Source organism: Sulfurimonas sp., assembly GCF_032250635.1.
Lineage (GTDB): Bacteria > Campylobacterota > Campylobacteria > Campylobacterales > Sulfurimonadaceae > Sulfurimonas.
The window spans coordinates 1-14,214 of record NZ_JAVVFL010000031.1 but is presented as its reverse complement, the minus strand read 5'-3'; the positions used below and the strand labels follow the sequence as shown (position 1 = coordinate 14,214).

The window sequence follows — 14,214 nt, the reverse complement described above, 5'->3', positions numbered from 1 at the left end:
ATTACTTCCTTTGGCGTGATAAATTAAATAAAAAAGAGAAACATGATACAACTTATAAACATTTCAAAAAGTTTCGGAAAACAGGAGCTTTTTAGCAACCTCAGCTTTAAGCTCAACCCGGGTAACAAGATGGGTCTGGTCGGACGCAACGGAAGCGGAAAATCTACGCTTTTTAAACTTATTTTAGGTGAAGACACTCCTGATACAGGGGAAGTAATCATCCCAAGAGGGTATAAAATAGGCGCGCTTAAGCAGTATCTAGAATTTAGCGAAAGCACTCTTAGAGAAGAGGCGGCTCTAGCGCTTGAAGAGGATATGAAGTATGATATCTACCGAGTTGAGAAGATCTTGTTTGGTTTGGGTTTTACGCAAGATGATTTAGACAAAGACCCGCTCTCCTTCTCGGGCGGTTTTCAGATCCGTATCAACCTTGCAAAGCTTCTGGTAACCGAACCAAATCTGCTTCTCTTGGATGAGCCGACAAACTACCTTGACATCCTCTCTCTTAGATGGCTGAAAAATTTTCTAAAAGCTTTTGAGGGCGAAGTTATTTTAATCACTCACGACAGAGATTTTATGGACGCTGTCACTACACACACCATGGGGATTGTACGCAGAAATCTAAGGGTTATTGCCGGAGATACGCACAAATACTACGAGCAACTCCAAGCCAATGATGAGCTGCATGAGAAACAGAAGATAGCACAAGATAAGAAAGTAAAAGAGCTTGAGGATTTTATCGCCAGAAACAAGGCGCGTGCCTCAACCGCGGCTCTTGCTCAGTCAAAAGTAAAACAGCTTGGGAAGATGGATCTGCTTGAAGATTTGGGGTACGACTCATCTTTGGAATTTGATTTTAACTACAAAGATACACCTGCGAAGGTTCTTCTTGATGTTAAAAATCTAAGTTTCGGGTATACGCCCGATAACATTCTGTTTAAAAATATCTCTTTCGTGCTTGAAAAGGGCGAGCGTCTTGGGATTATCGGAAAAAACGGTAAAGGTAAATCAACCCTCCTAAATACAATTGCAGGGGAGTTAAAGCCGCTTAGCGGTGAGGTTCAGATGCACACAAGTACAGCTTTTGCGCACTTCGGGCAGACAAATATCGCAAGGCTCCATCCAAGCAGCAGCGTCTTGGACGAGATTCACTCCGCCAACACAAAGCTCTCTGCGCAAAGTATTCGCTCTATTGCGGGCGCCATGATGTTTAGCGGGGATAGTGCGGATAAAAAAGTCTCTCTTCTCTCAGGCGGCGAAAAAAGCCGTGTTATGCTAGGGCAAATTTTGGCACGTGATGTAAACCTCCTCTTTTTGGATGAGCCTACAAACCACCTAGACATGGACTCCATAGAAGCACTGACGGTAGCAATCCAAAACTTTAAAGGCTCCGTAATCGTCGTAACCCACTCCGAAGAGTTGCTGCGCCGCACATGTGACAGGCTTATCATATTTACAAAAAACGGCGCCGAGTATTTTGACGGCGGGTATGACCTGTTCTTAGAAAAAATGGGCTGGGAAGAGGAAGAGAATGAAGAGAAGGGCAAGCAAAAACCCAAAACAAACTTCAAAAACAGCAAAAAAGCAAAAGCAGACCTCATCAGAGACAAAAACAAACTAATTTCGCCGATGAGAAAAAAAATTGACAAACTTGAAGCCTCTATCATAAAGAGCGAAGAGACTTTAGCTTCTCATCAAAAAAAACTGCTTGAAGCTTCAACCAAAGGAGATAGTTTTAAAATCATAGAGTTTTCAAAACTTGTCTCTTTGGAGCAAAAAGAGGTTGAGAAGATGTTTGAACTATTAGAGATTTTACAAAACGAATTTGACACGATATCAGAGGATTTTGATATAAAAATTGCAGAAGTTGAGCAATCGCAATAGAGAAATTTTTGATTTATGCAAACATATAAGATATATTTTAAACAAAAAGGTTAATGGCTTGACAAACTGCAATCACTACTCAATGCCATTAAGGAATGGTTTTGTCTATAACAGAGCAACCATCTCCTTGGCGATTCTACTCTCGCTCCTTGTCGGAGCTATCATCTGGAATGCTGCTCAAAACTACTACCATTTCATCGCTGCAGAAAAGTTTGAGACTGCCGTAAATGAAAATATAGAGAGCATCAACAAACGAATGCTAAAGTACGAAACGCTCCTCCAAGGCGGAATAGCCTTATTTCACGTTCATGGCGGAATAGGCTTATTTCACGGAAGCGAAAGTATAACTCGCAAAGAGTGGCATGACTTCATAAAAGCTATCGATATTAGGAAGAACTACCCAGGCATTCAAGGCATAGGCTTTTCTAAGATGCTTCAGCCGGAAGATGTGGTAAAAGTCGAACAGGAGATGAGGGATGAGGGGTTTGCATCATTTTCCATTAAACCCGCAGGAGAGCGTAAGATATACAGCTCTATCTTATATCTTGAGCCGATGGACAAAAGAAACATGGCGGCAATCGGTTATGATATGTTTTCAGAACCGGTGCGCAGAGCTGCGATGCAAAGAGCAATAGAGAGCGGAGAGGCTTCTATCTCTGGAAAAGTCACTCTCATGCAAGAGATTGACGAAGATGTGCAGCCCGGTATTTTAATGTATCTGCCGCTATATGAAAAAGGCGCAAATATCGAGACCATTGAGGAGCGACGCAAAGCTTTAATAGGATTTGTTTACAGCCCTTTTCGTATGAACGACCTTATGGAAAAAATCGTTTTAAAATCATCAATTTTAAACTTTGAAATATATGACGGTGAGGATATCTCCAAAGAACATCTGCTTTATAGGTCATTCAAACCAAACTCATACAGATCAAAATTCAATACCGAAAAAAGTGTTGAGCTAAATAATGCAACGTGGCACATACGCTTCTCAAGCACAAAAGAGTTTGACAACTCTGCCGATGTAATATATCCTCTTTTGATGACAGCGGCAGGTTTAGCCGTACAGTTTTTGCTGCTTTTTATTATCTTAATGCTCTTTAAAAGCAGATATATGCTCAAAATCCAAGCTCAAGAGCTGACAAAGCTCTCCCAGGCAGTTGAGCAGAGTCCAAGCAGCATCATAATTACAAATCTTGATGGAAAAATAGAGTATGTAAACAGAGCTTTTACAGAAATTACGGGCTATACAAAAGATGAGGCTATCGGAAAAAATCCCCACTTTTTAGAGTCCGGTAAAACAGGTGCCGATGCGTATGACGATATGTGGAAGACCATAAAACTTGGGAAAACATGGCACGGAGAGTTTGTAAACAAAAACAAAAACGGCGAAGAGTACATTGAGGGAGTAAAGGCGGCACCTATTTTTCAAGCAGATGGAACAATCTCTCACTATATGGCAATAAAAGAGGATATCACTGATAAAAAACGCGCAGAAGAACGCATCCACTTTCTTGCTAACTTTGACGCTCTTACCGGGCTTCCAAACAGATATCAGCTTGAGGAGCGCCTTAAATACACTATTGGTGCGGCAAAACGAAATAGTGAACAATTTAGTATTATATTTTTGGACCTAGACCTTTTCAAAGAGGTAAATGATACACTTGGGCATGATGCCGGCGATGCTCTGCTAGTTGAACTTGCAAAAAGATTTAATGCTGTTTTACGCGAGGTCGATACCGCATCACGCGTTGGTGGCGATGAGTTTATATTTCTGCTGCCAAATACGCCCTCTTCCGGCGTTTCACATATAGCCGAGAAACTTCTTAAAATAATCGATACACCGTGTGAATTCAACAGAAGTGAAATGCGTGTAACAGCCTCGATAGGCATTGCAATCTATCCTGAGGACGGGCTTGACCAACAGACACTATTTAAAAAAGCAGATACGGCAATGTATGAGGCAAAAGAGAACGGAAGAAACAGATACCGTTTCTTTAACAAAGAGAATTGAATTAAATCTCAATTCTCTTTATAAACTCTTTAATACTCTCTTTCTCTTTTTGGGTTATCAGCGTAAAAGAGCACCCTTTTGTATAAACTTTATCCATCATCTTTTGCGCATTTGTCAAGTTATCAACAAGGTATATAAGTAAAAAAGAGTCCTCCCCCCAGCGAATCAGCATATCGTCCTGTCGTATAATGCCCTTAAAGTGCTTCACCAGCTCAGGCAGCTCAGATGCCTCTTTTTCTTCACTCTTTATATGTATGGCACTGATTATTTTTTTATTGAAGGTAGCTGCATCTTGATAACTTTGCGCAATCTGCAAAAAGTAGTTTTTAGCGTAAGCACCGCTTTGCTTGTCAATGCTTGCATTATTTTCAATCATAATGCGTTTAATGAGCGTCTGAGTAATATCCTCAAAAACTGCAATCACATACTCCTCTATATTCTGCACCTTTACTAAAAAAGCATGAGGCTCGTATGTGGCTGTCATCATGCTGACAATCCTATCCATCTCAGGAAGCTCTGAAATAGCATCAACCCAACTGCTCCCTTTTGCAACTTTTTCCCCATGGAAATAGGATGGGTGCGGAACAAAATTATTTACAAACGGACCGAACTCCTCTTTGTAATCATCTAAAGATGAGACTGCAAAAAACTTTTTAAATGCTTTGTTTATAAGAGCTGGTGTACTCTCTTGAAAAACTACTATCAAATCTTTTTGCGAATCAATAATGCTCTGAATAATCGCTAAACTTATCTCTTCTCTCATGCGTTACTCACCTCTGTTTTTAAATTTTTTATCTCTTTAGTTCCACTCGTTTATCTTGCCGAAAAGCTCCATCTGCGTCAAATAGAGCCTTACATCAAACTCAACTTGATGGTAAGAGGGCTGCAGGTACTCACACAAAGAGTAAAACGCTCTGTTATGCTCTTTGGCTTTAAAGTGTGCAAGCTCATGCACGACTATCATCTCCAAAAACTCCAAAGGAACGCTCTTGAAGATGGAAGATATGCGAATCTCATTTTTACTCTTTAGTTTTGCACCTTGAACTCTTGAGACAAAGTGGTGCGTTCCAAGAGCATTATGGATAACATTTATCTTGGCGTCATAAAGAACTTTACTTAGTGTCGGCGCATTTTTGATGTTGGCATTTTTAAGCTCGTTAACATAGGCAAAAAGCGCCTTGTCTGTTTTTATAGCATGAGGGTTCGCGTACTTTTTTTTAAGGTGCTGCTCTAGCTTCTCTTGCTTTATAAGCTCCAACACCTGCTTTTTTGTCGTCTCTGAGTAGTGGTTTATATATTTTAAAGAATCCAAACCGAAAATTTCTTCCCTTTGATTTTTCCATTTTTAAGCTTCTCGTGTGCCTCATCTACCTTGAGAGCTTCTATGGCAACATAACTCTGTCTGTCATAGATATCTATCTTTCCTATAGAATCGCCGCTTAGTCCCGCTTCACCGGTGAGTGCACCCAAAATATCGCCTGCGCGGACTTTATCTTTTTTCCCGCCCTCGATGACAAGCGTTATGTTCTGCGGCTTCATCTCAAAGCCGTTTACTGCTTTTAAAGTGTCGGCAGATTCAAAAAGACGGCTCTCATTTCTGTACTCATCCGCCTTGGGAGCTTCATAAGCACTAAAGAGAGTAAAAGCCAGCCCCTCTTCTCCCGCGCGAGCTGTTCTGCCTATGCGGTGCGTGTATATCTCTTCGCTATGGGGCAAGTCGTAGTTTACAACCATTGAGAGCTCTTTGATGTCAAGTCCGCGTGCCGCGACATCCGTTGCCACTAACACTCTACAGCTTTTGTTAGCAAACTGCACTAACACATCATTTCTCTCATACTGCTCCAAATCCCCATGAATTGCAAGCGCATCAATCCTATTTTTCTGCAAAGTCTGAGCAATTTCCTGAACCTCCGCCTTTGTGTTAGCAAACACAATAACGTTATCGGGTTTGAAATTACTCAAAATATTTATAAGCACTTCTGTCTTCTGTGAGTTTTGCACTTCGTAAAATCGCTCCGTAATCTTGTTGGCAACTTCGGTAGAGGTAGTCTTTATATTTATGGCATCATTTTGGATTAATGCGCTGATATCCATAATCTCATCAGTATATGTAGCAGAGAAGAGCAGTGTCTGACTCGATTTTGAAACAAACTCTAAAACCTCATTTATCTCCTCGCTAAACCCCATATCGAGCATTCTGTCCGCTTCATCCAAAACTAACATATCAACATCTTCAAGCGAGAGTGTCTCTTTTTTGAGATGCTTTAAAATGCGCCCCGGAGTTCCAACGATGATGTGCGCGCCATGACGAAGCGAGCCCAGCTGCGGACCGAAAGCACTTCCGCCACACAGGGTTAAAATCTTTATGTTATGTGAAAATCTTGCGAGCATTCTAAGCTCACGTGCCACCTGATCTGCAAGCTCGCGTGTCGGACAGAGCACCAAAGATTGGACTCTAAACTTTTTAACTTGAAGTTTATGAAGCAGCCCGATACCAAAAGCGGCAGTCTTACCGCTTCCCGTTTTTGCCTGGGCGATTACGTCTCTGCCCTCAAGTATATAAGGCAGGCTCTGCTCCTGAATCGGCGTCATCTCTTTATAACCTATCTCACCAAGGTTATGAAGCATCTCTTTGCTAAGAGGAAGGTTTGAGAAATCTTTTTTATCCATCTTTTTACCCATCTATCGAGGAGAGTGCGACTTCAAAAACCGCAACCTCTTTCATCGATTCTATTGTTATTTTTCCTATTGTGCCACTCTCAAGAGAGTGTTGCTTTTCAAATTCAATCATAGCTTTTTGGTTAAACTCCTCTATATCTCTAACTAATGCATATATCTCGCCCAAAATACCGCTATCGCTTAACAGCGCATTTCGTACAACATCATACACGTTCATCTCATCTAAAATCTTCTCAATTTTCTCTTCAAAAAGAACATCGATTAAAGAGAGTACTCCCACAAAATATGCCTGGTCTAACATACTTTTACCGGCATCTGGCACTGCTTCTTTGAAAATTTTCTCCATTAAGACGGTGCGGTTTTTTACCATCAACATAAGCGGTGATGTCTTTGGGTTTGGAATATTTGCCATTGAATAAATCAACATCATCAGCCACTTTGAGAGCGGCTCTCTTCCCACCAATGTCAAAATATGGTGAATTGATGAGATCTTGTTTTTAAAGTGAAATGCGCCTGAATTTATATACTTTAGGAGCAAAACAGTTATTGAGCTGTTTTTTTTGAACTCACTCACAATAACTTCAAAATCTGCATTGTTTGCAAGAAGAGAGTAGAGTTTTAAAATATTAAGTCTTGATGGCTTGCACTGATCCTCTTCAAACATCTTTGCTTTTGAGAAGTAGTAGCCTTGAAAAAAGAGGCAACCCAGACTCTTTGCAAACTCATATCTAAGCTTGTCGGATACATTTCTCGCAACAACGCTCACACCCCTTTCTTTTACTCTGGCAACCATCTCTTTGCTATCTTCATTCACTAAAACGGTTCTGTTAAAGTCTATTTTGACAAATGAGACCTCATCTATTATCTTTGAGTATTTGCTCATTGACGCGGCGTTAGGCGCAAAGTCGTCAATCGCTAAAATATACCCTTTTTCATTCAAATCGCAAACTTTTTTTATAACCTCTTCCCTTAGCTCTATATCTGCGCTTAATGAGAAAATAAAGAACTCATGTGGAAGCGTATAGATTTTATTGCCAAGCAACAGGCTTTCATCTACTTTTATAAATGCTCTGCGCTTTCCTAAAACCGACTGGGTACCGATTTTGACTAAAGTATCAACAAGTGAACTCTCAAATATAAAACCACTCTCCGCATCCTGCGATTTTTGCGGAGTATAGAGCACTTCATAAAAATCAACCTTCGCCTCTCGACTAAGAATCGGCTGGTGTGCGAAGTATAAGTTTTGCATACAAAATCCTCACTTTTTACAAAAGTAGATTATATTATCTTTTTGCTACAATACCCTAATAATTAGGAGAATATGCATAATGTTTGAAGCCCTTTATGTAGCAGTAGGAGTACTCTTTGGCGCGCTTGGCGTCTGGATTGCTATTGTTAGCAGTTTAAAAAACAGCCTTCTTAAAGAGAGTGAAAAATCGGCGATTCTGCTAAACAAAAACGCTGTCTTAGAGGAGCGTATTGATGGCATAAATGAGAAAAACAGAGAGAAGTTTGAACTGCTAGAGCAAAGCAGAGAGCAGATGAGACTGGAGTTTAAAGAACTTGCTCAAAAAATTCTAGAAAACAACTCACAAAAGTTCTCTTTGCAAAATCAAGAAAATATCTCCAAGATGATAGACCCCATGAGAGAGCAGTTCAGAGAGTTTAAAAAGCAGATTGATGATGTCTACATCAAAGAGGCAAAAGACCGCTCCATGCTTCAAGCCGAGATAAGAAGCATCAAAGAGATAAACCATCAGATGAGCAAAGATGCCAAAAACCTTACAAAAGCACTCAAAGGCGAGAGCAAAAAACAGGGAGTTTGGGGGGAGATGGTCTTAGAAAGCGTGCTTGAGCACTCCGGTCTAAGGCTTGGGAAGGAGTATGAGAGAGAGGTCGCTTTAGAGCATGAGAGCGACGGCAGCCGCTACCGCCCCGATGTCGTGGTGCATCTTCCTGATAGCAGGGATATAATCATAGATGCTAAAACCTCTCTGGTTGCCTACGAGCGCTACTCATCGGCTGAGGATGAGGAGCAAAAGGAGCAATTTGTTATGGCGCATGTGCTTTCTATGAAAAAGCATATAAAAGAGCTGAGCGAGAAGGATTACACAAATCTAAAGGGCATAAAAACACTCGATTTTATCTTTATGTTCGTGCCAATAGAGAGTGCGCTGCTTATGGCGATGGAGTATGACGGCTCGCTATTTGACCATGCTTTTAAAAGAAATGTTATCTTGGTAGGTCCTACGACGCTTATGGTCTCCCTGCGCGCTGTAGAGAACAGCTGGAAATATGAGAGACAGCAGAGAAATGCACAAGAGATAGCAAAACGTGCGGGGCTGCTTTTTGACAAATTTGCGGGGTTTATTGAGAGTGTAGAGAAACTCGGAAATCAGATAACGACCGTTCAAAAAACCTACGAGGAGACCTTTGCAAAACTCCACTCCGGAAGCGGTAGCATCACAAGCCAGTTTCAGAAGCTTCAAAAACTCGGAGCGGCAAATAGCAAAAATCTGCCCGAACATATATCTGGCAAAATTGAAGATTAAAAGTTATAATTCACTTTAAAAATGAAAAAGGAGAAGATATGAAAGAAGAGGAAATTTTAGGCGATACTGTTGAGTTTTTGGATGAAGAGCTTAAAAAAACTCTTGGAGCAATTCAAGATATCGCTGCAAAAGTGTACGAGGGGAAGCTTGACTCATATGAAGGATTTTTAGAGACTGAGAAATACAACAAAAGAGTTGTAGAACTTGGAAACAAGCTCAAAGAAAAAGGCGTAGATGTGACGCAGGTTGCCGAGTATAAAGAATTTTAACTCTTTTTACTCACTTTATATATAAAACTAAATACCTCTGCAACAGCTCTATAAAGAGCTTCTGGAACCTCTTTGTCAAGCTCCACTTTTGAGAGCAGCTCGATGAGATCCTCATCTTTTTTGATGGGGAGATTGTGAAGTTCGGCGATTTTTATAATATTTTCGGCACTCTTTCCCTGCCCCTTGGCAACTACGCGCGGCGCTTTCTCTTTTGTTGCATCGTACCTTAGAGCGGCTGCTTTTTTCATATTTTTACCTCAAACCCCATGTCAATTTCTCGCGGCGCCGTCTCATATGGTGAGCTTTTTTTGGGGGTATCAAAAATACGTATCTCTCTTGGCGTAATTTGTGATTCAATCAAAGCAGAACGCAAAGAAGCGATACTCTCTTTTACAATCTCTTTAAACTCAGAATTATCCGAGTAGATGTGAATATTTATCTGATTCTCCTCATAAAGTGCAAGTTTAAGTTTGAGCTCTCCATACTCTTTTAGCTTCAAATCTATATCGCAGTAAAATATGCTGTTTTTATCTTTTTTAATGTTAATATTTCCCTCTTCAAGGCTATCCCATGAGAAGGGAAGATAGAGTGACGAGGAGTTTGAGAGGTGGGAGAGCAGTTGAAAGTAGTCTATCTGCAGCAGCAGTTTATCTACATGCTTTAAAATCTCTGTTTGATTTGGATGCGGTGATTTTGCTATCTCCTCGCCCGCTTTTAGCAAAACCGACTTTAAATCTTGTGACAAAATCTCTTTAATATTATTCTCGGTTGCCAATGTTTGGGGTGTTGTAAGTTGAGTCAGTTTTGAAACAAGAGCTGCGCTCTCTTTTGAAAAAAGAGGGTCAACCTTTTCAGCCGCACCTTTTAAAACATCAACCACGGTGCGGATTTCCTGAGGTATTTTTTTCTCCAGCAAAGTATCCAGTGCAGCTTTTGGCGTCATATTTTCAGCCGTAACTACCTTTAGCGACTCTACAATCTTTATAAGCGCATCAAAGAGACCCTTGACCTCTGGCTTTGTGCTTTGCGTCATCTGCGCATTTAGCTGTTGCAGAGCTTCTTGCAACAAAATAGGTTTAAAATTGTCTGCACTAAGCATCTTTTGAGAGACCAAATGCTCTACTTTTAAGAGCTGTTTCTCAAAGCCTTTGGTCGTTATGATGTCTGCACTCTTTAACTGCTCTGAGAGTTTTGAGACAATATTTTCCACCCCTTTTGCCAACTGCACTAAGGCGCTCTTACTATCTTTTGGGGTCTGTAAAAGGGCGCTGTTTGTCGCCTCTTTTAGCGTCGGCGAGGCTAGCAGCTCTTTTATGTTTTGAGCAAGCAGTTTTGCGCCTGGCATCTCGCTTTTTAGCATATTTTTTTCAAGTGATGCCAACATATTTTTGAGCTCTACTTGAGGGTTTTGCACATTTTTGAGTCTGGATTCTAAAAAAACACCCGAATTTTCAAGCTTCTGTTTTAAAACAGGCTCGCTAAGCTCTTTGATATCTAGGAGAAACTTTTTAAGAGTTGTCTCAATCGGCAGAGAATTTTTTTCACTCTTGAGCGTACCAAGAAGCTCTTTTACCGTGCTTGTAATATTGCCTAAATCTTTTAGCGTTGGGTTGTTCTTTGCAAGATTTAAAAGAGTCTTGTTGGAGTCTGAACTTACTCCGCTCTCTTTGAGCAGAGAGTTCATAACAGATTTCAAATCCTTATCTTTTAAAACCGCCTCCATCTCTTTTGGCGTTGCCTCTTTTAAAACAGTCGCTAACGCTCTGTTAGTGTTTGGAAGAATGATGCCGAGCTCTTTATTTAGCGATGTGTTGATCATGGCTAAAGTATATCATTTATCGAGTAAAAACAAAAAGCTTGGTATAAGTTTTGCTCCACTTTTTTTGTCTTAACTTTTGTACACATGTAAAGGAGAAGTTATGAAAATAGAAAACTTTGTGCTTGATTTGCACTCCGAGTCATCAAAAAGCAGCTCTAGCACGATTACAACTTTTACGAGCGAACTCCAAAGCGAGAACTCAAAGCGCCTAAAAGAGGTTGAAGCAATCAACGCACAGGTTGCCTTTTGCAAACGTCTTGAGTTTGAGTTGATTCAGCAGCTCATCTTTAGACTAAACTCTAAGCCGTATAAATTTAAAGCAGTAGATGCAAGCGAGTTTACAAACCATGAAGTCTCCGTGCACAAGGAGTATAGAGAGTCTCAAAGCCTCGATGTAAGCATGGGTGGTTTTATATACACTTCAAACAGAAGAATAGAGATAAATATCGACATCTCCATGTCACACTCTTTTGTCTCAAACCACGAGATTATACGTCAGCAGTTTTATGATCCGCTGGTACTGAACTTTGAGGGCGAACTGCCTGATCTTGGCAGCACGAACTTCTCTTTTGACATAGATGCAAACGGAGAGTGCGACCAGATCTCTCTGCTTAAGAAAGGGAACAGTTTTTTAGCGCTCGATAAAAACGCAAACAACAAAATCGATGACGGTTTGGAGCTTTTTGGCACACTAAACGGAGATGGGTTTGCAGATCTAAGACGCTACGACAGCGACAATAATGGCTGGATAGATGAGTGTGACCCTATTTTTAATGGTCTGCGTATCTGGCAAAAAACTGAAGATGAAGATCGTCTTGTAGCTCTTGGAGAAGTCGGTATCGGCGCTATTTATCTTGGCAATACAGATGGAAATATTGATATTAAAAACGAGGAAAACAAAACCCTTGGACGCATAAGAGCAACCGGGCTTTTTCTAAATGAAGATGGAACAAGCGGGGTAATGTCACAGATAGATTTTGCGCGACAAAACTCACCCCTCACTGAGTTTTTGAAAACAGTATAGATGGGGCAAAAGCTCCATCTTCTAAACTTTAGTATATCTTCTTTACTCTACCGACTTCTCGGCTCATTAGACGAACTTTAATCCCATGAGGATGTAAAGGCGATTTTGTCAAAATATCGCGGACAATGCCATCGGTAAGTTTTCCACTCGCCTGATCCTCTTTGAGGACTATTGCTACGCTCATTCCGCTTCTTATATCTGCTCTTTTTATTTGGTTCATCTATTTATCCTTGCATTAAATCTTCTAAAATTTAGATTTTTTAAGTATAGCATCTCTTGTTATTTTTTTGAAAAATTGGTCTCCCCACGAGGAATCGAACCTCGAGCTATCCCTTAGGAGGGGACTGCTTTATCCAATTAAGCGATGAGGAGGGATAAGAAAGAGTGAAATTTTAGCATTAAAAACTCTCAATAGGTAAATGCGATGCGTTTTTTATACTATATAATTTTTATTCAAGTATAATTTCAAAAACCAACCAAAGGCTCATTAATGGCAAAATACCCTTCACTCCTAGAACAGTTTCGCTCTTTTTGTTTTCAAAATAAGTCGCAGGATTTGGAGCGCTCAATAGAGTATTTCTCGGTATTTGGCGGGATGAGTTGGGGTGTTGATATGTCAAAAAATCTTGAAGAACTAATTGAGAACAAGGTTTTAAAAAACTATACATATATCCATGGAGACATTACAAAAATCACTCACAGCGACAAGATAAGCCACGCACTCTTAAGCGCCGCTGCAACAGGTGACGGACGAGTTCACTCTGCACTAAAGAGAGCACGCATCTCAAGAGCAGAGGGCGAAGAGGCAATCGATGCACTTTGCGCTAAAAACATTCTAAAACGCGAATATTCACTTGAATCTCCACCTAATGAAGATGATAAGGTAGATGAAAAACTAAACTTCAGCACCCCTTTTATGCGTTTTTGGTTTGCTTTTGTCTCCCCCTATTTTAAAACTATCAAAGATGGAGATTTCAAAGAGGCGACGGAATCGTTTGCAAACCGAAAAAGCGAATTTTACGAACTTACTTTTAAAAAACTCGCTCATGAGCTTATAAAAAAGAGCCTCAAAGATGACCCGATTGTAGAGATTGGAAGCTATTGGGATAGAAATACGCAGATAGACATCTTGGCAAAGACAAAGTCGGGTAAAGTCGTTGCGGGAGTATGCAAATTCTCCAACCAAAAAGCAAAAAAGAGTGAGCTTAGTAAGCTTCAAGAGCAGTGCCGCTTAGCCGAGCTAACGCCTAACACCTATGTTATAGTCTCCAAAGGCGGCTTTTCAAACGAGTTAAAAGCCTTAAAGGGCGAAGATCTGAAACTGTTTGCGCTTAAAAACTTTAAAACATTAATAGAAGAGTTGAGCGAAAAAGATTTTATAGAGTGCGTAGGAAAAAAATATTAACAATTTAATCAATCTATTAACCCAGAAAACTGCTCTCAAGCGTGAACATATAGAAAATATTTTAAAACTTCTTGAAGAGGGCTCGACCATCCCTTTTATAGCCCGCTACCGCAAAGAGATGACGGGCGGAGCGGATGATGAAGTGCTCCGTGAGTTTGAGACTATATACATGAGTGCCAAAAAACTCTTAGAGAGAAAAGAGGAGATTTTAAGACTTATTGCCGAGAGAGCAACTCTTAGCGATGCGCTTAAAAAAAGCATAGAAGATGCCGAGAGCCTGCGTGTTTTAGAGGACATCTACCGTCCATACAAAGAGAAGAAAAACTCACGCGCGGCGACTGCCATAGAGAATGGTCTCTCTCCTCTTTCAGATATTTTAGAAAAAGCGCGACTTAGCGAAGCCGAGTTCAAAACGAAGGCAAAAGAGTTTGTAAAAAGTGCTGTTACCTCCGTAGATGAAGCGGTACAAGGAGCGCAGGATATTTTGGCAGAGCGTTATGCCGATATGCCTAGAGAGCGCGAATCCATAAGAAACAACATGCTTCGCCATGGAGTTTTAGAGATTAAAAAG

General features: G+C 40.6%; 14 protein-coding genes and 1 tRNA gene. 7 read left to right on the top strand and 8 right to left on the bottom strand.

Annotation, left to right across the window (positions count from 1 at the left end):
- Positions 1-42 precede the first annotated feature (42 nt).
- Together RQ763_RS03355 and RQ763_RS03350 are read left to right on the top strand one after the other, a co-directional pair.
- Positions 43-1,884 (top strand): ABC-F family ATP-binding cassette domain-containing protein, encoded by a 1,842-nt coding sequence (locus RQ763_RS03355; protein ID WP_314151176.1) that lies wholly within the window; start codon positions 43-45, stop codon positions 1,882-1,884.
- Between the two features lie 58 nt (positions 1,885-1,942).
- Positions 1,943-3,895: a CHASE domain-containing protein gene (locus RQ763_RS03350; protein ID WP_314151175.1), complete on the top strand. Its 1,953-nt coding sequence runs from the start codon at positions 1,943-1,945 to the stop codon at positions 3,893-3,895.
- A 1-nt stretch (position 3,896) separates the two neighbouring features.
- Here the strand turns inward: RQ763_RS03350 and RQ763_RS03345 are convergent, their stop codons facing one another.
- The 4 genes from RQ763_RS03345 to RQ763_RS03330 are packed head-to-tail and all read right to left on the bottom strand — an operon-like array spanning position 3,897 to position 7,823.
- Positions 3,897-4,658 carry a hypothetical protein gene (locus RQ763_RS03345; protein ID WP_314151173.1) on the bottom strand — a complete coding sequence of 254 codons (762 nt, stop codon included), beginning with the start codon at positions 4,656-4,658 and terminating at the stop codon, positions 3,897-3,899.
- Positions 4,659-4,694: 36 nt separating this feature from the next.
- Positions 4,695-5,207, bottom strand: coding sequence for a YgjP-like metallopeptidase domain-containing protein (locus tag RQ763_RS03340; protein WP_314151172.1), 513 nt, complete (start codon positions 5,205-5,207; stop codon positions 4,695-4,697).
- Positions 5,195-6,565 carry an ATP-dependent RNA helicase DbpA gene (gene dbpA / locus RQ763_RS03335; RefSeq protein WP_314151171.1) on the bottom strand — a complete coding sequence of 457 codons (1,371 nt, stop codon included), beginning with the start codon at positions 6,563-6,565 and terminating at the stop codon, positions 5,195-5,197. The genes RQ763_RS03340 and dbpA overlap by 13 nt, the downstream gene beginning before the upstream one ends.
- A gap of 4 nt (positions 6,566-6,569) precedes the next feature.
- Positions 6,570-7,823 (bottom strand): EAL and HDOD domain-containing protein, encoded by a 1,254-nt coding sequence (locus RQ763_RS03330; RefSeq protein ID WP_314151169.1) that lies wholly within the window; start codon positions 7,821-7,823, stop codon positions 6,570-6,572.
- Between the two features lie 79 nt (positions 7,824-7,902).
- On the opposite strand from RQ763_RS03330, the gene RQ763_RS03325 reads away from it, so the two are divergent.
- A complete protein-coding gene (locus RQ763_RS03325) occupies positions 7,903-9,126 on the top strand; it encodes a DNA recombination protein RmuC (RefSeq protein WP_314151168.1) in 1,224 nt (407 codons plus the stop codon).
- A 38-nt stretch (positions 9,127-9,164) separates the two neighbouring features.
- Positions 9,165-9,395, top strand: a complete 231-nt coding sequence (locus tag RQ763_RS03320) for a hypothetical protein (protein WP_314151166.1) — start codon at positions 9,165-9,167, stop codon at positions 9,393-9,395.
- On the opposite strand, the gene RQ763_RS03315 is transcribed toward RQ763_RS03320, so the two are convergent.
- Positions 9,392-9,643 (bottom strand): EscU/YscU/HrcU family type III secretion system export apparatus switch protein, encoded by a 252-nt coding sequence (locus RQ763_RS03315; RefSeq protein ID WP_314151165.1) that lies wholly within the window; start codon positions 9,641-9,643, stop codon positions 9,392-9,394. The two genes, RQ763_RS03320 and RQ763_RS03315, sit on opposite strands and share 4 nt — an antisense overlap.
- Positions 9,640-11,214, bottom strand: coding sequence for a flagellar hook-length control protein FliK (locus tag RQ763_RS03310; RefSeq protein ID WP_314151163.1), 1,575 nt, complete (start codon positions 11,212-11,214; stop codon positions 9,640-9,642). The genes RQ763_RS03315 and RQ763_RS03310 overlap by 4 nt, the downstream gene beginning before the upstream one ends.
- A 100-nt stretch (positions 11,215-11,314) precedes the next feature.
- On the opposite strand from RQ763_RS03310, the gene RQ763_RS03305 reads away from it, so the two are divergent.
- Positions 11,315-12,238, top strand: a complete 924-nt coding sequence (locus RQ763_RS03305; protein ID WP_314151162.1) for a hypothetical protein — start codon at positions 11,315-11,317, stop codon at positions 12,236-12,238.
- Between the two features lie 28 nt (positions 12,239-12,266).
- On the opposite strand, the gene RQ763_RS03300 is transcribed toward RQ763_RS03305, so the two are convergent.
- Positions 12,267-12,458 carry a YwbE family protein gene (locus RQ763_RS03300; protein ID WP_294928832.1) on the bottom strand — a complete coding sequence of 64 codons (192 nt, stop codon included), beginning with the start codon at positions 12,456-12,458 and terminating at the stop codon, positions 12,267-12,269.
- 76 nt (positions 12,459-12,534) lie between these two features.
- Positions 12,535-12,610: transfer RNA gene (locus RQ763_RS03295), tRNA-Arg, on the bottom strand.
- Between the two features lie 118 nt (positions 12,611-12,728).
- On the opposite strand from RQ763_RS03295, the gene RQ763_RS03290 reads away from it, so the two are divergent.
- On the top strand, positions 12,729-13,643 hold the full coding sequence (locus RQ763_RS03290; RefSeq protein ID WP_314151160.1) for a DUF234 domain-containing protein: 915 nt from the start codon (positions 12,729-12,731) through the stop codon (positions 13,641-13,643).
- On the top strand, positions 13,639-14,214 hold a 576-nt coding region (locus RQ763_RS03285), incomplete at its 3' end, for a Tex-like N-terminal domain-containing protein (protein WP_314151178.1). The genes RQ763_RS03290 and RQ763_RS03285, both read left to right, overlap by 5 nt.

Excerpts from the sequence above, each read along its gene's own strand:
- RQ763_RS03355 (WP_314151176.1), top strand. The coding sequence starts at position 43 with ATGATACAACTTATAAACATTTCAAAAAGTTTCGGAAAACAGGAGCTT.
- RQ763_RS03345 (WP_314151173.1), bottom strand. The coding sequence starts at position 4,658 with ATGAGAGAAGAGATAAGTTTAGCGATTATTCAGAGCATTATTGATTCG.
- dbpA (WP_314151171.1), bottom strand. The coding sequence starts at position 6,565 with ATGGATAAAAAAGATTTCTCAAACCTTCCTCTTAGCAAAGAGATGCTT.
- RQ763_RS03330 (WP_314151169.1), bottom strand. The coding sequence starts at position 7,823 with ATGCAAAACTTATACTTCGCACACCAGCCGATTCTTAGTCGAGAGGCG.
- RQ763_RS03325 (WP_314151168.1), top strand. The coding sequence starts at position 7,903 with ATGTTTGAAGCCCTTTATGTAGCAGTAGGAGTACTCTTTGGCGCGCTT.
- RQ763_RS03320 (WP_314151166.1), top strand. The coding sequence starts at position 9,165 with ATGAAAGAAGAGGAAATTTTAGGCGATACTGTTGAGTTTTTGGATGAA.
- RQ763_RS03315 (WP_314151165.1), bottom strand. The coding sequence starts at position 9,643 with ATGAAAAAAGCAGCCGCTCTAAGGTACGATGCAACAAAAGAGAAAGCG.
- RQ763_RS03310 (WP_314151163.1), bottom strand. The coding sequence starts at position 11,214 with ATGATCAACACATCGCTAAATAAAGAGCTCGGCATCATTCTTCCAAAC.
- RQ763_RS03305 (WP_314151162.1), top strand. The coding sequence starts at position 11,315 with ATGAAAATAGAAAACTTTGTGCTTGATTTGCACTCCGAGTCATCAAAA.
- RQ763_RS03300 (WP_294928832.1), bottom strand. The coding sequence starts at position 12,458 with ATGAACCAAATAAAAAGAGCAGATATAAGAAGCGGAATGAGCGTAGCA.
- RQ763_RS03290 (WP_314151160.1), top strand. The coding sequence starts at position 12,729 with ATGGCAAAATACCCTTCACTCCTAGAACAGTTTCGCTCTTTTTGTTTT.